This window comes from Phreatobacter sp., assembly GCF_030691135.1.
Classification (GTDB): Bacteria; Pseudomonadota; Alphaproteobacteria; order Rhizobiales; family Phreatobacteraceae; genus Phreatobacter.
This window is the reverse complement of record NZ_JAUYFA010000050.1, coordinates 1-20,628: the sequence shown is the minus strand read 5'-3', so window position 1 is coordinate 20,628 and position 20,628 is coordinate 1. Positions and strand designations below refer to the sequence as shown.

Annotated in this window: 17 protein-coding genes; 4 read left to right on the top strand and 13 right to left on the bottom strand. The window is 65.3% G+C overall.

Features of this window, described 5'->3' with window-relative positions; translation table 11 throughout:
* Window positions 1-315 precede the first annotated feature (315 nt).
* Genes Q8O26_RS08255 through Q8O26_RS08245 form a run of 3 tightly spaced genes read right to left on the bottom strand, consistent with a single transcriptional unit; the run spans window position 316 to window position 5,169 of the window.
* The gene (locus Q8O26_RS08255; protein WP_305575026.1) at window positions 316-1,917 is read right to left on the bottom strand and encodes a GMC family oxidoreductase; all 1,602 of its coding nucleotides are present in this window, start codon (window positions 1,915-1,917) and stop codon (window positions 316-318) included.
* Window positions 1,914-4,019, bottom strand: a complete 2,106-nt coding sequence (locus Q8O26_RS08250) for an acetate--CoA ligase family protein (RefSeq protein ID WP_305575025.1) — start codon at window positions 4,017-4,019, stop codon at window positions 1,914-1,916. Before Q8O26_RS08250 ends, Q8O26_RS08255 begins: the two co-directional genes overlap by 4 nt.
* A complete protein-coding gene (locus Q8O26_RS08245; RefSeq protein ID WP_305575024.1) occupies window positions 4,000-5,169 on the bottom strand; it encodes an acyl-CoA dehydrogenase family protein in 1,170 nt (389 codons plus the stop codon). Before Q8O26_RS08245 ends, Q8O26_RS08250 begins: the two co-directional genes overlap by 20 nt.
* Before the next feature lie 309 nt (window positions 5,170-5,478).
* On the opposite strand from Q8O26_RS08245, the gene Q8O26_RS08240 reads away from it, so the two are divergent.
* Together Q8O26_RS08240 and Q8O26_RS08235 are read left to right on the top strand one after the other, a co-directional pair.
* Complete coding sequence (locus Q8O26_RS08240; protein WP_305575023.1) at window positions 5,479-6,600, top strand: oxidoreductase; 1,122 nt, start codon at window positions 5,479-5,481, stop codon at window positions 6,598-6,600.
* Between the two features lie 11 nt (window positions 6,601-6,611).
* Window positions 6,612-7,673 (top strand): ketopantoate reductase family protein, encoded by a 1,062-nt coding sequence (locus Q8O26_RS08235; protein WP_305575022.1) that lies wholly within the window; start codon window positions 6,612-6,614, stop codon window positions 7,671-7,673.
* A 13-nt stretch (window positions 7,674-7,686) separates the two neighbouring features.
* On the opposite strand, the gene Q8O26_RS08230 is transcribed toward Q8O26_RS08235, so the two are convergent.
* The 10 genes from Q8O26_RS08230 to Q8O26_RS08185 form a co-directional block, all read right to left on the bottom strand.
* Window positions 7,687-8,562, bottom strand: coding sequence for a LysR substrate-binding domain-containing protein (locus tag Q8O26_RS08230; protein WP_371134495.1), 876 nt, complete (start codon window positions 8,560-8,562; stop codon window positions 7,687-7,689).
* A 109-nt stretch (window positions 8,563-8,671) separates the two neighbouring features.
* Window positions 8,672-8,995, bottom strand: a complete 324-nt coding sequence (locus Q8O26_RS08225; RefSeq protein ID WP_305575020.1) for a 2Fe-2S iron-sulfur cluster-binding protein — start codon at window positions 8,993-8,995, stop codon at window positions 8,672-8,674.
* Window positions 8,992-10,218, bottom strand: a complete 1,227-nt coding sequence (locus Q8O26_RS08220; protein WP_305575019.1) for a cytochrome P450 — start codon at window positions 10,216-10,218, stop codon at window positions 8,992-8,994. Before Q8O26_RS08220 ends, Q8O26_RS08225 begins: the two co-directional genes overlap by 4 nt.
* A 164-nt stretch (window positions 10,219-10,382) precedes the next feature.
* Window positions 10,383-11,609, bottom strand: coding sequence for an NAD(P)/FAD-dependent oxidoreductase (locus tag Q8O26_RS08215; protein ID WP_305575018.1), 1,227 nt, complete (start codon window positions 11,607-11,609; stop codon window positions 10,383-10,385).
* A gap of 42 nt (window positions 11,610-11,651) precedes the next feature.
* Window positions 11,652-13,055, bottom strand: a complete 1,404-nt coding sequence (locus tag Q8O26_RS08210; RefSeq protein ID WP_305575017.1) for an amidase — start codon at window positions 13,053-13,055, stop codon at window positions 11,652-11,654.
* A gap of 68 nt (window positions 13,056-13,123) precedes the next feature.
* A complete protein-coding gene (locus tag Q8O26_RS08205; protein ID WP_305575016.1) occupies window positions 13,124-13,894 on the bottom strand; it encodes a polysaccharide deacetylase family protein in 771 nt (256 codons plus the stop codon).
* Window positions 13,895-13,937: 43 nt separating this feature from the next.
* Window positions 13,938-14,777 (bottom strand): polysaccharide deacetylase family protein, encoded by an 840-nt coding sequence (locus Q8O26_RS08200; protein ID WP_305575015.1) that lies wholly within the window; start codon window positions 14,775-14,777, stop codon window positions 13,938-13,940.
* 4 nt (window positions 14,778-14,781) lie between these two features.
* Window positions 14,782-16,107: an MmgE/PrpD family protein gene (locus Q8O26_RS08195; protein ID WP_305575014.1), complete on the bottom strand. Its 1,326-nt coding sequence runs from the start codon at window positions 16,105-16,107 to the stop codon at window positions 14,782-14,784.
* A 97-nt stretch (window positions 16,108-16,204) separates the two neighbouring features.
* Window positions 16,205-16,975: an SDR family NAD(P)-dependent oxidoreductase gene (locus Q8O26_RS08190; RefSeq protein ID WP_305575013.1), complete on the bottom strand. Its 771-nt coding sequence runs from the start codon at window positions 16,973-16,975 to the stop codon at window positions 16,205-16,207.
* Window positions 16,972-17,754, bottom strand: coding sequence for an SDR family NAD(P)-dependent oxidoreductase (locus tag Q8O26_RS08185; protein ID WP_305575012.1), 783 nt, complete (start codon window positions 17,752-17,754; stop codon window positions 16,972-16,974). Before Q8O26_RS08185 ends, Q8O26_RS08190 begins: the two co-directional genes overlap by 4 nt.
* 373 nt (window positions 17,755-18,127) lie before the next feature.
* Here Q8O26_RS08185 and Q8O26_RS08180 point away from each other — a divergent pair, with 373 nt between their 5' ends.
* Window positions 18,128-19,771: an ABC transporter substrate-binding protein gene (locus Q8O26_RS08180; protein WP_305575011.1), complete on the top strand. Its 1,644-nt coding sequence runs from the start codon at window positions 18,128-18,130 to the stop codon at window positions 19,769-19,771.
* Window positions 19,772-19,864: 93 nt separating this feature from the next.
* On the top strand, window positions 19,865-20,628 hold a 764-nt coding region (locus Q8O26_RS08175; RefSeq protein WP_305575010.1), incomplete at its 3' end, for an ABC transporter permease.

Sequence of the window (20,628 nt, the reverse complement as noted above, 5' to 3'; positions counted from 1 at the left end):
CAGATGGTTGAGTGGCGTTCAGTCATTCATGCTGTAGGAGTGTTGTAGGTGCAGCCGCGCGCTCCCTCCCGCACTCCGGCATCTTGAGCCTACCGCGACCGCTCGGTGAATCTGCCGCCTCCTCAAACCCGTCACAACGTCCTGTCGGCGCCAGCCCAGGAGTTTGCTGAGCGTCGCTGGCCAAGCCGAGGATCGGGGCTTTTCTCTCGCCAACCTGCGTCCGGCAGACCCGGGGTGTTTTTCACCGCCCATCCCCTTGATGGCGAATCCGTCTCTGCTGGATTTCTTGGGTGCACCCGAGGTGTGCAGCGTCGCTCAGCGGGCCACGAGATCGGCTGCCTTCTCCGCGATCATGATCGTCGGCGCGTTGGTGTTTCCGTTGATCAGGGTCGGCATGACCGAGGCGTCGACCACGCGCAATCCGGACACTCCACGAACCCGCAAGGCCTCGTCGACGACAGATCGATCGTCGGCGCCCATGCGACAGGTGCCGATCGGGTGATAGGTGCTTGTCGCCTTTTCCCGGATCTCCGCGATGTAGCCATCCCGCGTCGTGACCGATGTCGGTGGCTCCGCCTGGCGACCGCGGTAGCGGTCGAGCGCCGGCTGTCGCAGGATGTCCTCGGTGCGCTTCATGCCGTCGAGAAGCACATCAAGATCCTCTTCCGCCGAGAAATATCGGGGATCGATGGCCGGCAGGGCCGCCGGATCATCATTGCGCAGCCGGATGGTGCCGCGGCTGAGCGGCCGTCCCTGGTTCACGTAGACGGTGAACCCGTGTCGATCCGGAAAGCGGCGGCCGGACGAGGGCGCCGGTACCATGGCGACCGCGACCTGAACCTGGATGTCAGGAATGTCCTTGTCGGGCGTCGTTCGCAGGAACCCTCCGGTCGGCAGCGCGGTACGGCCCAGGATTCCCGATCCGTTGAAAAGGTACTTGAGACCCGCCAGACCGGCATGCAGCGGGTTCCGGTACTTGTAGGCCGTGACGGGCTCGGGACATTCGATCTGATACTTGAAGGCGATGTGATCCTGCAGGTTGCCGCCGACATCGGGTGCATCGTGCACCACGTCGACACCCACATCACGCAGATGGTCTGCAGGGCCGATACCCGACAGCATCAGCAGCTGCGGCGAGTTAATCGCCCCGCCGCAGAGGAAGATCTCCCGCTCGGCGCGCAAAGTCTCGGGCTTGCCGTCGATGCTGAATGCGACGGCGCGGGCGACGCGGTCTTCGAAGACCACACGATGCGCCACGGCGCGGGTCACCACCGTGAGATTGGGGCGATTTAGTGCCGGACGCAGATAGGCGGTCGCGGTGCTGTAGCGTCTTCCGCGATGGATCGTGCAGTCGTAGTGACCGAAGCCTTCCTGCTCGACCGCGTTGAAATCGTCGCTGCGCACGTAACCCGCCGCAACCGCTGCCTCGACGAAGGCGGAGCAGACCGGCGTTCCAGGCTCCCCGCGCATGACTTTCAACGGGCCTGCGTCGCCGTGATAAGTGTCACCGCCCCGCGCGGAGGTTTCGGCCTTGCGAAAATAGGGCAGCACGTCGTCGTAGCCCCAGCCGGTGCACCCGAGCTGCCGCCAGACATCGTAATCGCGCGCATGGCCGCGAATGTAGATCATGCCGTTGATCGAGCTCGATCCGCCGATCAGTCGACCGCGGGGCCAGACCAGCTGACGGTTGTTCAGGTGAGCCTGCGGCTCGGTCTTGTACCCCCAGTTGAACTTGGGGTTGGTGACGTTGCGGACGATGGCGCCGGGAATGTGGAGTGTGGGATCTCGATCCCAGCCGCCGGCCTCCGCCAGCAGCACCCTGACGCCGGGATCCTCGCTCAGGCGGCTGGCGAGCACCGCGCCGGCGGACCCCGCTCCGATGACGATGTAGTCATAGACCTTCGGGCCGTCGGTCATCGACCTTCCTCGCTCCAGACGCGCACGACCGCATCGACCGCGACCACGCCGTCCCCAAGGGGGCGGATGACCAGCGGGTTTACCTCGGCCTCGGCGATATCGGGCTCGTAGGCCAGCCGCGACATGCGGACGATGGCCTGGGCCAATGCGTCGAGGTCGCCCTCAGTCTTGCCGCGGTAACCGGCAAGAGCGCGAAAGGCCTTGACCTCGCTGATCATTTCGCGCGCCGTGGCGAGATCGACAGGCGCCAGGCGAAGGCTCCGGTCGGCATAGATCTCGGTGAGGATGCCGCCACTCGCGACGAGCACGAGAGGGCCGACATCGGGATCGACGCAGTAACCGAGAAGAGCTTCTCCGACACCGCTCTGCATCGGCTGGACCAGCAGGCGGTCGACCGATACATGCCCGCCCCCCCGCCGCACGCGGTCGACCATCGCCGACGCCTCGCGTCGCAGGGACGCGGCGTCCGGAATGCCGAGCTTGACGCCGCCGATGTCCGACTTGTGGGCGATCTCGCCCGACAGGATTTTCAATGCGGCAGGAAAATGCGCCGGCGGGAGCTCGGGGATCCCGGCCGCTATGTCGATGACCGCTCTGGGTGCGCATGTCAGCCCCGCCGCCTCGAGACGCGCATAGGACTGATCCTCGTCCAGTTGCCGGGAGGGGGCGCCCTCCATGGGGGAGGGAATGTTCGGCCCGGGCCGACGCCGGCCGAAGGCTGCCGCGATGGCATCCCCGCAGGCCTCCGGGGTGCGAAACGCCGGGATGCCGGCAGAGCGCAGTTGGCGAAGCGCATCGCCGGCTTCGGGCACCAGGAAGGCGGCGAGAGGCTTGTCGGCACCGGCCGAGTCGATCACCGGGCGCACCGCGAGGTCAGGCTGGAACCGTGCAGAAGAGCCGACGACGGCAATGACGATGTCGTATTCCGGCGCGGTGAGCATGATGTCGAGGGCGGCTTTCATCACGTCGTAGCGCGTGCCGGCGAGGGTCAGGTCGACGATGCGGGCCCCGTCGATCTGGAGGCCGGCCGCCGTGAACCGGGCGAGGGTTTCAGCGGAAGGCGCAACCGCGGAGACGCCGCGGATCGCCAGTTCGTCGACGACCATCGCCGCGCCACCACCGGTCGTTGTGACGATCCCGGCGCGTGGCTTGCGCCCCCGCACCCGGCCGGGAGGGATCCCTCTGAGCACGGGGAGGCCTTCGAGCAGCCCTTCGAGCGTCTCCACCCGGCCGATGCCGCAATCTGCGAAGAAGGCTCGGGCGATGTCGTCTTCGCCGGCGAGGGCACCTGTGTGTGATTGCGCCAGTTCCCGGGCTTCGGATGAGCGGCCGAGCTTGTAGGCGAGAACGGGCTTGCCGCGGTCGGCTGCGGCGATGGCAAAGGCCCGGAGCTTGTCAGCGTGGCGCAGCGTCTCGAGAAAGAGCAGGAAACCGTCGATATCGGGATCGTCGAGCACCGAACTGCAGATCTCGCCGATGCACAGATCGGCCTCGTTGCCGACCGAGACGAGCGTCCCGAAGTCCGTGCCCAGAGCCTTGCCGCGCGAAACAAGCGCGCCGATCATGCTACCGCTCTGGGACGCGACGAAAGTCCGGCCCTTGGGAAGGTCGGTCTCCGCGAAGGCCGCATTGGCCGTGATCATCACGCCGCGGCGCAGATTGACCACGCCGAGACTGGACGGCCCCACCAGACGAATTCCCCAGCGATGGGCGATGTCCAGAAGCTCCCGCTCCCGTTCGATTCCTTCGGGCCCGCTCTCGGAAAAGCCGTTGCCGAGGATCGTGGCGACCGGCACTCCCGCGCGGCCGCATTCCTCGACCGCCGCCAGGATGCCGTTGGTGGGCGTGACGATGTATGCGTGTTCGGGTCTCTCGGGGAGGGCTGAAACGCTGGGCCAGCACGCAACGTCGAGGACAGTTTCGCGACGCGGGTTGACCGGGTAGATGCGGCCCGCATAGCCCGCAAGCTTCAGATAGTGAAGCGGGCGGGCTGCGGTCTTCGTCAGGTCGTCGGAGGCACCGATAATGGCGATCGACGTGGGCGAGAAGAGCGCCTTCCCGAGCGCCTCCGCGGTGATCCCCTTACTCTGCGGCTTGAGCATGGGACGTCCGTTGCTCGAAACGACGGTCGAACAGATGCTCAGCCATGCGGTTTTTCATCAGTTCGATCGAACCGCCCGCGATCATCCAGCCGCGGGTGCGACGCATGCAGTATTCGGCGAGCGATTCCTGACTGTATCCGAGGCCGCCCATGACCTGCACGGCTTCGTTCGCGACGTCAAAGCCGGCCTGGTTGCAGGCGACCTTGGCGATGACGGTCTCGTAGACGTCGGGCAGGCCGCGCTCGTCGAGGTTGGATGCGGCGCGATAGAGCAGCAGCTGGGCGCTTTCCAGCTTCAGCGCCATATCGGCGAACTTCCATTGCAAACCCTGAAACTCGCAGAGAAGCTTGCCGAACTGGCGACGCACGGAGGCATAGTCGCGTGCCAGGTTGAAGGCATGACGGCCCAGCGCCAGGGCACGCGACGAGTTGCCGATCCGCTCGACGTTGAAGCCCGACATCTGCTTCTTGAAGCCGCCGGGCCCGAGGAGGACATTTTCAGCGGGAATGCGGCAGTCCTCGAAGTAGAGCTGGCTCCACTGTTCCCCGCTCATGAACGACGAGGGGGGCCCGACCGTAAACCCCGGCGTCCCGCGCTCGACCAGAACCGAGCCGATGTCGGCCGTCGATCTGCCGAACTGGACATAGACGAGAAAGAGCGATGCGTCGGGACTGTGCGTGGAGAACACCTTCGTGCCGTTCAGCACATAGCTGCCGCCGTCCCGGCGAGCGGTCGTCTTGAGTTCGGTTGCTGCCGAACCCGCCTCGGGTTCGCTCATTCCGAGGCTGATGACTGACCTCCCGGCCAGCAGGTCGGGCAGGAAGCGCTGCTTCTGCTCCTGCGAGGCGAATTGCGAAAAGGTGCGGATCGGTCCGAAATTGCCCGCCTGGATCGCATCAGCGCTCCGCGGGCAGACGAGAGCGACCTGTTCGATCGCCAGGACGGCGTCCATCAGCGAGCCGCCCTGACCCCCGTCCTCCTCCGGCATGGTGATTCCCAGGAGGCCTTGCCTGCTCATGTCCTGCGCGATCTCGAAGGGAAAGCCGGGGTCATGCGCCCGTTTCAGTGCGCCCTCCTGAAGGCGGTCCCGCGCAAAACGGGCGACCGAATCCGCGAAGAGCTGCTGCTCTGGTGACAGTCGGAAATCCATGGGTCCTCACATCTGGCCCTGGCCTCACGGCTGCTGCCGCCGGTGCATTATGTGGCCGCAACACAAACGGTAAGCCGAAGATCGTCACTGGTTTTTTCAAAACGCTCTCGACGGGACAACTTCACACAAAACAGGACCAGGTGAGTTTTAGTCATGGCTGGTCGGCGACATGACACCCGAACCAGACATGAGCGCAGGGAAGCACATCATGTCCTTCTTGAATTTGCGCCGACGGCAGGCACCTCGCAAACTGCCGGCGACAGCATGGGCGAAGGCCCAGCATAATTTTCAGATGAGGGCCTGACGGAAATGAGCGCCGGTTTGTTCAGTGAGGTCTCCCTTGGCGGCATCGTTCTGCCCAATCGGATCGCCGTTTCGCCGATGGCTCAGTATTCCGGAGTGCAGGGGTGCCCGAAGGCTTGGCACATCCAGCACCTGGGAAGCCTGGCGGCATCCGGACCGGGCCTGGTGATCATCGAATCGACGTCGGTCGAACTCTCCGGCTACGGGTCGACGGGATGCCTGGCGCTGCATACCGACGAGCACGAGGACGCTTTTCGCGTGCTGATCGCGGCACTGAGAGAAATCGGGCCGGCGAAAATCGGTATGCAGCTCGGCCATTCCGGCCGGAAGGGCTCGCTCGCACTTCCGCAGCATGGCGGGGCGCCGATGCGGGCCTCCGAGGGCGGGTGGACCATGAGTGCGCCGTCGGCCGTGCCCTTTGCTGCTGACTGGCCCGTTCCGGAGGCCCTGGACGAGCAGGGGCTGTCGCGCGTCCGCGAGGCCTACAGGCAGGCGGCACGGCGGGCGGCGCGGCTCGGATTGGACCTGATCGAGGTCCATGGCGCACACGGCTATCTGCTGCACAGCTTCCTTTCGCCCATATCCAACCACAGGCAGGACCAGTATGGCGGCTCCCTCGAGAACCGCTTGCGCTTCGTGCGTGAGGTCATGGTCGACATCCGCGCCGAGTTCGCCGCCCCCGGGGCCCTCGGCATTCGCCTCAACGCGCAGGACTGGCTGGACGGGGGGCTGACCATCGAGGACACGATTGTCGTCACCTCGGCGCTTCGCGAGATCGGATGCGACTATATCGGCGTGTCGGCCGGCGCCATCAGCAGCGAGGTGCGTATTCCCGCCGCCCCCGGCTACCTTGCTCCCTACGCCGAACGTATCCGGCGCGAGGCGGGGGTCTCCACGGTGGTCACCGGGTTCATTTTCGAACCCCTGCTCGCCGACGACATCGTGAAACAGGGCCAGGCTGACATGGTGGCGATCGGCCGTGCGTTTCTCGACGACCCACGCTGGGTGTGGAGGGCCGCTGAACGCCTTGGCGCGACGCTGGACTATCCGATGCAGTATGAGCGCGCCGGACCTGCGCGATGGAGCGGTGCCAAGGTGCTCCGTCCTGCCCCCCTGCGGGCAGCCTGAGGACCGAGACGATGGACCAGGCGATGCCCTCGGCTCGCGCCTCCGGCCCCATTCTCGTCTGGGGTGCGGGCGCCATCGGTGGAACGATCGGAGCCTACTGGGCTCGTGCCGGCCACGAGGTCGTCTTCGTCGACCTCGTTCGCGACCATGTGGAGCAGATCAAAACGGGCAACCTCGCCATCGAGGGGCCGGTCGACCAGTTTTCCATCGGCGCCGAGGCTTTTCATCCCGACGACCTGACAGGACAGTTCCCGATCGTCCTACTCGCGGTGAAGGCGCAACATACCGAAGCGGCCATCGAGCGCATCAAGGCCCATCTGACCGCTGACGGGGCGGTCATCTCCGCCCAGAACGGCATCAACGAGCCGGTGATCGCGCGCCATGTGGGCGCGGCTCGGACGGTAGGTGCGTTCGTGAACTTCGGTTCCGACTGGCTGGAGCCCGGCCGGATCAACTACGGCGGCCGCGGAGCGGTCGTGGTCGGCGAGATCGATGGTGCGTCGACATCGCGGATCGGAGACCTCCACCGGCTGTTTCTCGAGTTTGACGACGCAGCTGTCCTCACCGACAACATTTTCGGGTACCTCTGGAGCAAGCTGGCCTATCTCGCCATCCTTTCGGCCGGCGCTTTGACGAACGAGACGACGACCGATTTCCTGACCGATCCGAGGTTCCGTCCGCTCATTGCGATCCTCGCCCATGAGGTCCTGACGGTCGCTCACGCGGAACACATCGCGCCCATGCCGTTCCAGGGTTTCGACCCAGCGCCATTCCTCGCGGCCGACCGAACCGGCGTCGATCGGACGATCGAGACCATCCTCGCCCGCCGCCGCGGCACGACCAAGCATCACAGCGGCATGTGGCGCGACCTCGCCGTGCGAAAGCGCCCCACCGAGGTGCCCTGGCAATATGCGCCGGTGAAGGCCGCCGCCGCGAGACACGGAATCTCGACGCCGGTGCTGGACGGTCTGACGGCGCTGATCGCTGACATTGAGGCGGGCCGACGTCAGAACGACGTGGCAATGGCGCTCGAACTTGCCGCCATGTGTTCCGATCGGGCCAATGTGAAATGACGGCTGAGGCCGGCTAGGCGCTCCGGGCCTCCTCCTCGAGCCAGGCCAGGAAGCGGCGGGCCTTTTGCGGCAGTGCCCTCGATTTCGGCCACACCACATAATAGCCGAACGAGCGCTCGAGGGGTTCGAACAGGGTGATGAGCCGGCGCGTGTGAAGCTCGCGCTTGAGCAGATTGATCTGGCCCATCGCGATCCCGATACCCTCCTGGGCTGCCTGATAGGAGAGAAGCGAGCTGGAAAACTCCATGCCCTCGCTCCACAGGTCCGAGCGGTCGATGCCCGCGAGCCATTCGACCCAGTCGCTGCGGCGATAGCGTGCGTGGAGCAATCGGTGGCGGACGAGGTCGTCCACCCCGGCCGGAATGTCGCGGAGCGTCGGACTGCAAACCGGCTGGATGACGTCGCTCATCAGCAGCCGCTGTTCCTGGCCGGCCCAGTGCCCGGCTCCGAACTGGATGGCGATATCGACGTCATCCTGGTTGAAGTCCACCGGCGCGACGGTGGTGTTCATGCGGACCAGGATCTCCGGATACATCTCCTGGAAGGTGGGCAGGCGGGGGATCAGCCATTGCGACGCGAAGGTGTTGTAGACACGCACCCGAAGCGGTTCGAGCCGCTTTTCCTGCAGCACGTTTGCTGTCGCCGCCGCGATGATGCCGAAAGCGCGGCCGATCTCGTCCCGATAGGCTTCGCCCGCCGCAGTCAGGGCGATGCCCTTCTTCTGCCGGTGGAAGAGCTGCGTACCCAGATAGCCTTCGAGGGTCGCGATCTGGCGGCTGACCGCAGACTGCGTGACGTTGAGCTCCTCGGCAGCCGAGGTGAAATTGCAGAGTCTGCTCGCGACCTCGAACACATGCAGCGGATTGAGCGGGGGTATTTTTCTGGCCATGGCTCCGGTGCCTGTTCGAAAGCTGCGGCGGACGCCCCAGCTTCGCTGGCCTATCCTAGTTGAGTGGCCGGGGGGTGCGGCAACTGCGGGTAAAGCATCGGCGGCCTGCTCAGACCTGCGTCTCCGGCAGATGGACGCGGATGCTCGACAGGTCCGGGTGCCCCTGGAGCTGGCAGCTCAGCCGGCTGTTGGCGCGGCGCTCGCTGGCGGTCGCCGCGAGCATCTCGTTCTCGATGGTCGAAATCGGCGCCAGTTTGTCACTGTCGGCCGGATCGATATAGACATGGCAAGTCGCGCACATCGCAGCGCCGCCGCATTCGGCGACGATGCCGGCCAGACCGGCACTCACGGCGACCTGCATGAACGACGTGCCAGGCGGCACATCGAGCACGGTCTCGCTGCCGTCCGTCCCTACGAAAGTGACTTTCGTCATTGTGCGAGGCTGCCTTGCCGCCCGCGAATGGTCACCGGCAGGCTTTCGAGCCCCCTGGCTCCGGTGGTTCGGTAGACCGGGGCTCCTGCCGGGCGGATCTCGTCGACCGCCCTGACGAGCGCCCCCAGGACGGCTGTCGCCTCCATGCGGGCGATCATCTGTCCGACGCATCCGTGGATGCCGGTCCCGAGGGCGACGTGGCCCGCGGTATTGCGGGTGACGTCATAGACATCCGGGTTCGCCCAGCGCGAGGGGTCGCGGTTGGCCGAGCCGATGAAAGCGATCACCTTGTCGAAGGCCCCCAGCCGAACTCCCTCGAAGTCCATCTCTCCCATCGTGTTGCGGGCGATGATCTGAACCCCGGAGTCGAACCGGAGCATCTCTTCGAAGGCGGCGCGCACCTTGGTTGGATCATCGCGGACGATGGCCCATTGCTCGGGATGGGCCATGAGCAGATTGATCGTGTGGGAGATGCCGTTGATCGTGCCTTCGACGCCAGCGGTGAGGAACGACCGCACCAGCATGGCGGCCTCATAGTCGGATATCTCACCGGCATCGGCAGCTGCGTAGATCTGCGCCCCGAAACCATCCGCCTTCAGGCCTTCCCTACGGCAGTGGTCGGCCACCCAGTTGGTGATCCGCTCACCCTCGACTTCGTCAGCTTCGGTCCAGTTCTGGCGCCAGTTGAGGGCGCGCCCCTTTCGAACGAACTGATTGTAGGTCAGGAGGTTGTGGCGACCTTCTTCGGGAAGACCAACGGCATCCGGCAAGACCTTCAGGGGAAAGGGCCGGGCGAAGTCGGCGACCGCGTCGAAGGTTTTCCGCTCCAGCAGGCTGTTCACCAGACGCGCGGCTTCCGCTTCCATGCCGGCCTTCAACTTGGCGAGGGCGGCCGGCGACAGGACGCGTGTCAGGACCGTGCGGGTGCGGGTATGATCCGGCGGATCGACCTCGAAAACGACGCTCGGCTCCCGCCACGGCTTCTCGAAATAGAAGTTCGAGACGCCACCACCGCCTTTGCTGCCGAAACTCTGCCAGTCGGTGATGACCCTGCGGACCTCCGCATCCCTAAACACCCCCCAGGCGTTCAGCGACTGCATCCACACGACCGGTCCGAGGGCCCGCAGCTCCTGGTACATCGGGTAGGGGTTGAGAAAGCCCTCGCGGACCAGAGGGTTCAGGTCGCTCGAAACGCGCTCGGCGACTTCCTGCGCGGCTGACATTGCGGGCGTCTCCAATGCATCGAGAAAGCCAGCATCGGTGCTGGGCGATCCTCAGGCTTACGTCATCCGACTGACACGCTCGTCCCGACGGCCCCAAAAGGCAACTTCGATGTCGGCATGGATATGTGCGCTTTTCTCATCCGCGCTCACTTTCCGGAGGGCGATCACGACGCGGGAGCAGTCTCCAGCGCGGCGGGCTGCCGGACCGCGAGTGCTCTGCCCTGCAGTGCCTCGCCGAGGGCGCGCCGCGCACGCATGTAGTCGGACGGCCGGTTCACGCATTCGACGCCCGTCAGCACGCCGCCGCTGAAGTGCGACACCGTCAGTTGCTCCGAGTCGAAGGAGCCGGAGACCTCGAACTCGTCCGAGTTCGTCGTGATGCCGGCAATCTGCAACTTGATGTCGCCCTGATCCGACCAGAACCAAGGTACGCCGGCATAAGGCTCGTGACCCCCGAGCAGAGTCGCAGCAGCAACCTTGGCCTGGTCGGTGGCATTCTGGACCGATTCGAGGCGGATGAGCCGCTCGGGCGCCATCGGGTGGGGCCCCATCGCGCAGTCGCCCGCAGCGACGATGTGCGCATCGCTGGTGGTGGCGAAGCGGTCGACCAGGATACCGCCGGCGGCCGTGCCGAGACCGGCCTGTGCGGCGAGCTCGGTGCGTGGGATGGCGCCGATGCCGACGATCACGATCTCGGCCGGCAGCAGCGAGCCGTCCGTCAGACGGACCCCGGCGACGGTCCCTCGATCCTGCGCGATCTCCGCGACCCCCGTTTCGAACCGGAATGATACGCCGCGCTTGCGGTGGGCATCGAGAAAGAAGCGCGACATGGTCGAGCCGACGGTTCTGCCGAGGAGCCGGCTGCTGGCTTCGACCACCGTGACCCGCTTGCCGGCCTTCGCGCACACAGCTGCAGCCTCGAGCCCGATGAAGCCGCCACCGACGACGACGACGTCCGCCGCCTTGGGCAGAAGCTCGCGCATGAGCAATGCGTCCCCGATATCGCGCAGATAGAGGACGCCCCTTACGTCATGGCCCGGCACGTCGAGGCGTCGCGGCATGGCGCCGACGGTCAGCGCGAGGCGCTCATAGGCGAACTCGCGTCCTGAGACCGTCATGATGACCGAACGGCCCGTATCGATCCTGTCGACGGTCTCGCCGCGGATCAACTCGATCCTGTTCTCCCGGTAGAAATCCGGCAAGCGCAGAGCGAGTGACTCGGGAGCCGCCATGCTGGTCAGGAATGCTTTCGACAACGGAGGGCGCTGATAGGGGGTGTGGGGTTCCGACCCGATCATCGTGATCTGGCCGGCGTGACCGCGCTGGCGCAAGGTCACGGCGGTTTGGAGCCCGGCCTGGGATGCGCCGACGATCACGATCCTCTGGTCCATCGGCCTCTCCGGCTGCCAGTTTTCAAGCATGACCGAAGCCACTCAGTCGACCGAGACCGGTGCGACGGTCTTGACGGCCCAGGCCGCGATGGCGGTGATCCGGGCATCATCATGGGGCTGTCCGACAATTTGCATGCCGAGGGGAAGGCCACGGACGCCGAGCACGGGAACCGTGACGGCCGGCGCGCCGAGGAGCGACGTCGCAGCATTGCAGGCATAGTCGCCGGTCGGCGCCTTCGGCAGCGGAGCGCCGGGTCGATCGCGCTCCCAGACGGGGGCTGGCCCAGTGGCGGAGACCCCGATCAATCCATCCGCGAGATGGGCGAGCGCCGCGAGCTTCTGACGGCCGACCTCGCGCTGACTGAGCAGGTGTCGATAGGTATCGAGGCTGATGACCTGGCCCGAACGCATGCGCGCCAGAATGCGCTCGCTCAGCTTGTCGGGATATTGTTCGAAGAGATTGAGGGTGTTCCAGCGCATCTCGAACGAGTTGATGTCGTTGGTGATGGCCTTGGCGGCCGCGATCGTCCGCTCGAAATCCTCGATCAGGGGGTGGTCGCTTCGGCGCAGAAGGCGAACGCCGGCCCGCGACAGATTGGAAAGGTACCGCTCTGCCGCTTCAACGGACGCGCTGTCGAGCAGTGCCCAGCCTTCGGTTTCGAGCACGATCAGCGTGTCGGGCCGACGTGGCGCCGGGGGTTCGGAGGGACCGTAGAGCCCGGGCTGACCGACATCGCCGCCGGCGCGCTTCACCATCTCGATCGCCACCTGCCACATGTCTTCGACCGAGCCGGCATGGACGCCCATGGTTGCCTGGCTGAGGCCCATGCGCTCGCCGCGGTTGATGGCGCCCAGCGTTGGCTTCAGGCCGAAATTGGCGCAGTAGCTGGCAGGGCGGATCAGCGAGCCGCCGACCTGGCTTCCGATCGCTGCGGGCACCATCTGCGCCCCGATCACCGCCCCCGAGCCCGAAGACGATCCGCCGGGCGTGTGGTCTGGATGGAAGGGGTTCGTGGTCGGACCGGGATGGGCCATGCCGAGTTCGGTCGTGACGGTCTTCCCGACGATGACGGCCCCCGCCTCGCGGAGGGCGCGGATCGATGGACTGTCGCGCCTCGGGAAGTTCCCGGCGAAGGCCTCCGAGCCCATCTGGGTCGGCATGTCCCTGGTCTCGAACAGGTCCTTTACCCCGATCGGCATGCCGTCGATCAGCGACAGGGGGCGCCCCGCGCGGTACCGTTCCGTCGCCTCATCGGCGCTGGCGCGTGCCAAATCCGGCGCCAGATGGGCCCATCCTCGCACAATGGGTTCCCGGGCCTCGATCGTCTCGAGGCAACGCTCAAGATAGGCGCGGGGGTTATCCGTACCGTCCACGAAGCGGGGAACCGCATCGTGGAAGGTCAGGTGCCTGAAATCTCCGGGCGCGTAGTTGGCGGTTGAGGCCATGCTCTGGGCATCCTGCAATGATCAGCATCGATCGTGCTCGGCATCGGGGCCGAGACAAGGCTCAGGCCTCAGGCCGCTTTCGGAGCCTGTTTTGCCGCGCTGCGGGCGACGTCCGCGCAAGTGCGGAAGGTCACGGGTCCGTTGTCGCGAATGAACCTGAGGAACTCCGCCAGCATCACCATGCGGCTGGCCCGCCCGACCCCGTAATCCGGTCGCGGGTGCAGCGTCATGTTGGCGTAGCAGCCTTCGCGGCGCAGGCCGACGAACTCTTCCGTCCAGTTCTTGAGCACGCGGTCGTGCGTCTGGCGGATGGCGAACAGGGTCTGGTCGAGCAGGATCTCGTTCTGCGGCAGTTCCACCATCCTGCCGCCGCCGTCCGCGGCGAGGCTATAGGGATGGTCGTCGTCCTGCAGGCTGCTGTCGTAGCGATAGCCGAGGGATGCGAGGAGACCGATCGTCTTGTACGACATCAGTCCGTCGGGAGCACGCCACCCGACCGGTGCGGAGCCGATCACCCCGGCAAGGACGTCGCGGGCCTTTTCCAGAATGGCGCCTTCGGAATCGCCGAGCGTCGAGTGGTCTTCGAGCGCATAGCCGTTCGACGCGATCTCATGTCCGGCCGCCATGATCTCCTTGATCAGGCCCGGGTTCATTTCCGCTTCCAGGGCTGGCACGAAGAACGTCGCGGGGATGCCCATGTCCGAGAACAGGGTGAGCATGCGCTCGACCCCGAGCGCCGCATACTTGCCATAGGCATAGCGGCCGACGAGGCGTTCCCTGGAAACCTGGCGCAGCTCGACGGACGTGCCGTGCAGGTTGACCGTGATGCTGAAATCCATGGGAGTGACTTTCGCAGTGTTCGTCATCTGGGTCGCTCCGAAGTCAGCCGCGCCAATAGGCAGGATGGGCCAGGCACCAATGCGCCAGGGCCTCGAGCGTCATGAATTTCACGCCGGGATAGCTCTTCATGAAGATGATGAGATCCTCGACGATGCCCGCCCGCGTCGGCGAACCGGAGCCGAAACCCGTGCGGGGATGGACGATGAGATCGTAGAACCCCTTCTCCTGATAGGTCGCGTGGAACTCCTGCTTCCAGTGTTCGAGCACCTCTGAGGGGGGTGTCAGGCTGATCTTGTAGAAGGGAAAATCGTCGAGGCTGCTGGTGTTGTCCGGCAGGTTGATGAAGTTCCGCAGCGGCTTTCCATCCATCTCCGGGAAGAATGGGAAGTCGTCGTCCTTCTCGCTGGAATCGTAGATGTAGCCGAGAGAGGTCAGGGTCCGCAGCGTCGCGTCGGATTTCCCGCCGCCAGGGTTGCGCCAGCCGACGGGCGGCTTCCCGATCAGATCCGTCAGGATCCCGTGCGACTTGCGCAGGAGTTCCGGCTCCCGCTCGCCGACGTCGAAGGATTCATGGATGTATCCATGGGCTGCGATCTCGTGCCCGGCTGCCGCGATCGACTTGACGGACTCGGGGTAGAGCTCGGCGTCGTAGCCGGGGACGAAGAACGTCGCCGGGATCTGCTGGCGCTCCAGCATGGCAAGATAGCGGGGTACACCGCACTTGTGGGAGTAGCGGCCATGCGAATTCTTGCCGAGCGGGATGAGGTTTTTGGCGAGATCGTTCGATGGGCCGTCATAGTCGATGGTGATGGTCACCACGCACTGGGCGTCGTCCGGCCAGGTATGGCTCATGTCCGCGAGTTTGAGCTGTGACTGGGTCATGGTTTCAAGCCGCTGTTGAGATCGTGGCGCCCTGACGGGCCAGAGGAGATAGCGCGACGTCCTGGGGGATCGTGTCGCCGTGCCAGAGTTCGTCGAGGAGCTTCGCCGCTTCGCGCGTTCCGATCACGGGGGACACCAGTTCGTCGAACTTCTCCCCGAGTTCGGCATCGCTCAGCGGCGCGTCGGGATCGCCCTTGCGGGTCGGCTGGTAGCGATGAAGCCGGCGACCGTCGGTGAGCGTCACCGTGACATGCGCGCTGCGGCGCCCCGGAAATGCGGCCTCACATTCGGCATCGACCGAAACCGACACTTTCGCCATTTCATGCCGTATCGCCTCGTCGACGAGACGCTCCGGCGCGAAAGCAGCAAGCCGAACGCCGCCGTGCAGCAGCAGGTTGGCGAGCGTATACTGGACCGAGAAGCGGGCTTCCTGTTCCGTCGATATGACGGGACGGTCGCAGACGTCCTTGGTCGCCTTGTAGCCGGCGACGTGGATCGCCTGGATATCGGCGGGGCTGAAGCCGGTTTCGTGGCGCAGGTCCCGCAAGGCATCGAGACTGGCGAAGATGTGCCCACAGCATCCGTGGTTCTTGAACGTCATCTGGGTGATCGCAACCGATCGGCCGATGTCGGCCAGTGCCTTCTCCCAGTTGCCCGTGTTTTCGCTTGTCGCAGCCGCAAATCCCGCCGGTCCCTCGAGGACGTCGAGTGCACCGGTCACGCCGGCCTCTGCGGCCAAGGCGGCCAGCGCTCCGGCATCGGCAGCATGTCCCGGATGCAGCGGCTTCGACATGCCATCCGAACGGAAGGCCTGCTGCAGCCCGCCGGCCATGGTGGCGGCGGTCGCGATGGCATGCCCCATCCGTCCGGGCTCGAGACCGAGGATAGAGCCCACCGCGACGGCGGCGCCGAAGGTGCCCACCGTGCCGGTGGTATGCCAGAAGCGGTAGTGTGAAGGCTGGACCGCGACGCCGATGCGGCACGAGACCTCATAACCGGCGATGATGGAGCGCAGGAGCTGATCCATGGTCGCCCCCTTAACCTGGGCGGCGGCCAAGGCCGCACCGATGGTCGGACACCCCGGATGATAGGCCGCGTCGCGGTAGATGTCGTCGAACTCCACTGAATGGCTCGCGGTCGCGTTGATCAGGGCCGCGTGGCGGAGCGTGCTCCGGGTGCCGTCGACATAGCAGATCGCCTGTCCGTGGCCGCGATCGGCGGCGAGTGCTTTGGCGAGGAGGGTTGCCGGCGCCACCAGGCATCCTGGCAGGAGCGAGGCGAACCAGTCGATCAGCGCGCGACGCGCATGGTGTTCGACGTCGGGGGTCAAGCCCCGGTCGGCCCAGGCGGACCCTTCGGCTGCCAGGATCCTCAAGGGGGTCGTCATGACGCTCGCACTTCCCGCATGGTGATCACTCCCGCTCGCTTCAATGGAAAGCCGATCCGCCGTCGGCGGACAGGGTCGACCCCGTGGTGAACGACGATTCGGATGAGGTCAGGAACAGGGTCGCGAGCGCCACTTCTTCGGCGGTGCCGAAGCGCCTCATCTGGTTCTTGTCGAAGAACTGTCGCATGCGTGCCTCTCGATCGGGCGCACGCTGCAGGGTCCGCTCGACCATGGGCGTATGGATGACGCCGGGACAGACGGCATTGGCGCGGATCCCATGTTCGACCAGGTCCACGGCGAGAGCCCGCGTGAACGCGACCAGGGCGGCTTTCGAAGTGGCATAGACCCCAAAGTCTCGGGTCGGCTTGAGCGCGGCGCCGGAAGCGATGTTGACGATGGTGCTGTCGCCGGCCCTCTTGAGATGCGGCAGGCAGGCCTGCGTCACAAGAAATGCGGCGTCGAGATTGACCGACATCACCGAGCGCCAATCCTCGAAACTGCAGCCGTCGAGGTTCCGCCAAAGGCTGATCCCGGCGCAATTGACCAGGCCGTCGAGCCCATCGCAGGCTTTGGCCAAAGCATCGATCGCCGCTTGCACGGCCGCGGCGTCCGTCACGTCGCAAACGCGGTAGACCGGCCGTTCGCCGATCAGTTCCACCGTCTCCGCCAACCGGCTTTGGTCGCGGTCCAGCAGGGCGACACGCGCGCCGTGAGCTGCAAAACAAATGGCAATGGCGCGGCCGATACCGGAGGCCGCACCCGTGATGGCGATCCGGCGGCCTCCCAGTCGCTGATCGGTCAGGGCCGTCATTCGAGGAATCCGCCATCGACGGGCAGGCCGACACCCGACATGTAGCTGGCCTCGTCCGAGGCGAGGAACGCGATGGCGGCGGCGATTTCGGCGGCCTTCGCCGGCCGCCCGGCTGGGGCGCGGCTCAACAGCAGCTGCCGCGCCTCCGGCGTCAGCGCATCATAGCGGTCCTGCATGCGCTGGCCGGTGATTGCCAGCCAGGGCATCACCGCATTCACGGTGATCCCGAACCGACCGACATCCTTGGCAAGCTGGGACGTGAAGCCCAGGATGCCCGCCTTCGCCGCCGCATAGGGCAAGCGCGCCCCGGCCGTTCCGACAGGACCCATCTTGCCGCGTGCAAGCGTCGACGATGTGTTGATGATGCGGCCGTAGCCGGCTTCGCGCATCAGGGGTACGACAGCGCGACACCACAGGAAGGTGCTGCGGAGATTGAGGCCCATCACCAGGTCCCAGTCGTCCAGTCCGATCTCGTCGATCTGGTGAAGGTTCCGCGGACCTGCTCCCCCGGCGATATTGGCGAGAATATCGACGCTCCCGAAAGCCTCGAGCGCTGAAGCGACGGTGGCCTCGGCAGCCTGCGGCGAAGTCGCATCGGCCACATGGCATCTGACATCGGCGCCTTCTTCGCGAAGGGCATCACCAACCGTTGCCAGAGGTGCCGCGTTGATGTCGACCAGAACCAACTTGCGGCCTGCGCGCGCCAGCCTTTCGGCTGTGGCCCGGCCGATGCCGCTGGCTGCTCCGGTGACGATGGCTGTTCGAACGGGATCTGTCATGCTCTATGAGGCCAGAAACCGGCCGCGCCTAACAACATGTTCCAAAAGATCATGGGTCACTCTTGGTCGGCTCGCCGGGAGCCCAAAGGGCAGGGGCGACCTTCCGTGCGAACAGTAGCCCGCGGCCCCAAAGCCTGTTCAACTTCCGTTTTATCAAACCCCCATTCCAAAATCGCCGGTGCATATCGCGCGCTGCCCTCGGGGTGCGGCGCGACATGAGAATTCCTCATGGGCGCATACGGACTGAGAAGTTGTTCCAGTTGCAGACGCTGACCACCATCCGAAAGCGGTCAGGGCTGCACTCGCGCACAATCGATGTCATCGGTCGTGGGTGGGCGTGATCGCCTGACGGTTTCGATGCAGACGTCAAAACATGGGCGAAAACACTTCGTCCGCCAACTCGCGCACCGAACTGAGAGAAGGGGAACTCATGAAATTTCGATTTCTTCTCGGAGCCGTGGCACTCGTCCAGAGCCTCGCCATGGCCATGCCGACCACCACCAACGCTCAGGAGCGTGTGCTGCGCGCCGTATTGGATGCGGAGCTTCAGGTCCTCGATCCGATCGCATCGACGTCGTACATCACCAGAAGCTATGCCTACATGGTGTATGACACGCTGATCGCCGTGAACACGAAGGGCGAATACAAGCCGCAGATGCTGGAATCCTGGGAGGTCAGCGCGGACGGCCTGACCTACACGTTCAAGCTGCGGCCCGGCCTGAAATTCCACGACGGCAGCGCGGTGACGTCTGAAGACTGCATCGCTTCGATCCGCCGGTGGGGTGGCCGCGATGGCCTCGGTCGTCGCCTCATCGCCGCCACCAAGGAACTGGTCGCCGTTGACGCGATGACCTTCCGGCTGGTCCTTTCGCGACCGTTCGGTCTCGTCATCGAGGCCTTGGGCAAGCCCAGCAGCAACGTCCCGGTGATCATGCCGGCCCGCCTCGCATCGACGGAGCCCTCCAGGCCCATCACCGAGGCAGTGGGTTCGGGACCCTACACGTTCAATCCCGCGACCTGGCGGCAGGGTGACCGCGCGGTGTTCATGCGCAATCCCAATTATGTGCCGCGCAGCGAACCAGCTGATGGACTGACGGGTGGCAAGGTCGCTCATTTCGACCGCGTCGAGTTCGTCAGCATGCCGGACGCTTCGACCCGCATCAACGCCCTGCTCACCGGGGACATCCACTACATCCAGCGCACGTCGCCAGACTTCATTCCGCAGCTTCGTCGCAACCGCCAGATCAAGTTCACCACCGAACCGGGTCTTGCGCAGCAGATGGGGGCAGTCCGCCTCAATCACGCGCAGCCGCCCTTTAACAATCCTCTGCTGCGAAAGGCTTTTCAGCAACTGATGGATCAGGAGGAGTTCATGGCCGGAACGGGTCTGCCTCCTGACCTGTACATGGCCGGCTGCTACTCCATGTACATGTGCAACTCCCCCTACGCGTCCGATGCCGGTGCGGAAGCTCTGCGCAACGTCAGCATCGATCGCGCCAAGCAGTTGATGCGGGAAGGCGGCTACAACAACGAACCCGTCGTCGTGCTGCAGAGCACCGACGTTCCCGTGATTAACGCCATCGCACTCGTCACGATCGACCGTCTGCGCCGCGCCGGCTTCAACGTGGTTCCTCGCGCGGCTGACTGGAGCACGGTTGCCCAGCTCCGCTGGAGCAAGGAACCGGCCGACAAGGGTGGCTGGAGTCTGTTGCCGATCGTGTGGTTCGGCTACGATCTCGAGAGCCCCCTGACCCACTATGGCATCGGTTTCAACTGCTCTGACGGGTATCCGGGCTGGTCTTGCGACGAGCGCTCGAAGACGCTGCTGGAGCAGTACGTGACCGTCTCCGATCCGGTAAAGCGTCGGGAGATCGCCTTCGAACTGCAGGCGCGCGCCCATGACATCGTCTCGGTGACGCTTGCCGGGCAGTACTCCAGCCCGGCCGCGATGCGCGCCGACCTGCACGACTACATCGACATCGGCATTCCGATCTTCTGGAACGTCCGCCGTCAGTAGCAGCTGGGTTTTCCCTGCCCCGCCGCCGTCCCATGCCACGGCGGCGGGTTCATTTTCATCCGACAGCACCGCGTTGCGCGGCAGGAAAATCCAATGTTCGCCTATGTGGTCCGCCGCATCCTCGCGACGATCCCCGTCATGGCGGTGGTGGCGCTGTTCGTCTTCTCGCTGCTCTACATCGCGCCGGGTGATCCCGCGGCGGTCATCGCCGGCGACCAGGCGACGCCCGGGGACATCGAGAAGATCCGCCAGTCTCTCGGCCTCGACCGGCCCTTCTTCATCCGCTTCGGTGAATGGGTCTGGCAGATCGCCCGTTTCGACCTTGGGACCTCCATCTTCACCGGCCTGCCGGTGACCCGGATGATCGGTCAACGCATGGAGCCAACGCTCTCACTGATGGTGCTTACGCTGATCCTTGCGGTATCGGTGGCTGTACCTTTGGGTGTGCTGGCGGCCTGGAAGGCGGGAACCTGGGTGGACCGCGCCATCATGGCCTTCGCCGTCTTCGGCTTCTCCGTGCCGGTCTTCGTCGTCGGCTACGTCCTCGCCTACATCTTCGCCCTCGAACTCGACTGGCTTCCGGTCCAGGGCTACACGCCGATCTCAGAAGGCCTCGGCGGGTGGCTCTCCAACCTCATCCTGCCGGCCTTCGCTCTCGGGATGGTCTATATGGCGCTGATCGCCCGCATCACCCGCGCCACCATGCTGGAGGTCCTGCAGCAGGACTATATCCGCACGGCGCGCGCCAAGGGCCTGTCGCAGCGCGCCGTGCTGTTCCTGCATGCGCTGAAGAACGCCGCCGTGCCGATCATCACCGTCATCGGCGTCGGCGTCGCGCTGCTGATCGGCGGCGCCGT

Excerpts from the sequence above, each read along its gene's own strand:
- Q8O26_RS08255 (WP_305575026.1), bottom strand. The coding sequence starts at position 1,917 with ATGACCGACGGCCCGAAGGTCTATGACTACATCGTCATCGGAGCGGGG.
- Q8O26_RS08190 (WP_305575013.1), bottom strand. The coding sequence starts at position 16,975 with ATGACGGCCCTGACCGATCAGCGACTGGGAGGCCGCCGGATCGCCATC.
- Q8O26_RS08225 (WP_305575020.1), bottom strand. The coding sequence starts at position 8,995 with ATGACGAAAGTCACTTTCGTAGGGACGGACGGCAGCGAGACCGTGCTC.
- Q8O26_RS08235 (WP_305575022.1), top strand. The coding sequence starts at position 6,612 with ATGGACCAGGCGATGCCCTCGGCTCGCGCCTCCGGCCCCATTCTCGTC.
- Q8O26_RS08205 (WP_305575016.1), bottom strand. The coding sequence starts at position 13,894 with ATGGATTTCAGCATCACGGTCAACCTGCACGGCACGTCCGTCGAGCTG.
- Q8O26_RS08245 (WP_305575024.1), bottom strand. The coding sequence starts at position 5,169 with ATGGATTTCCGACTGTCACCAGAGCAGCAGCTCTTCGCGGATTCGGTC.
- Q8O26_RS08240 (WP_305575023.1), top strand. The coding sequence starts at position 5,479 with ATGAGCGCCGGTTTGTTCAGTGAGGTCTCCCTTGGCGGCATCGTTCTG.
- Q8O26_RS08200 (WP_305575015.1), bottom strand. The coding sequence starts at position 14,777 with ATGACCCAGTCACAGCTCAAACTCGCGGACATGAGCCATACCTGGCCG.
- Q8O26_RS08230 (WP_371134495.1), bottom strand. The coding sequence starts at position 8,562 with ATGGCCAGAAAAATACCCCCGCTCAATCCGCTGCATGTGTTCGAGGTC.
- Q8O26_RS08210 (WP_305575017.1), bottom strand. The coding sequence starts at position 13,055 with ATGGCCTCAACCGCCAACTACGCGCCCGGAGATTTCAGGCACCTGACC.
- Q8O26_RS08220 (WP_305575019.1), bottom strand. The coding sequence starts at position 10,218 with ATGTCAGCCGCGCAGGAAGTCGCCGAGCGCGTTTCGAGCGACCTGAAC.
- Q8O26_RS08215 (WP_305575018.1), bottom strand. The coding sequence starts at position 11,609 with ATGGACCAGAGGATCGTGATCGTCGGCGCATCCCAGGCCGGGCTCCAA.
- Q8O26_RS08185 (WP_305575012.1), bottom strand. The coding sequence starts at position 17,754 with ATGACAGATCCCGTTCGAACAGCCATCGTCACCGGAGCAGCCAGCGGC.
- Q8O26_RS08250 (WP_305575025.1), bottom strand. The coding sequence starts at position 4,019 with ATGCTCAAGCCGCAGAGTAAGGGGATCACCGCGGAGGCGCTCGGGAAG.
- Q8O26_RS08180 (WP_305575011.1), top strand. The coding sequence starts at position 18,128 with ATGGGCGAAAACACTTCGTCCGCCAACTCGCGCACCGAACTGAGAGAA.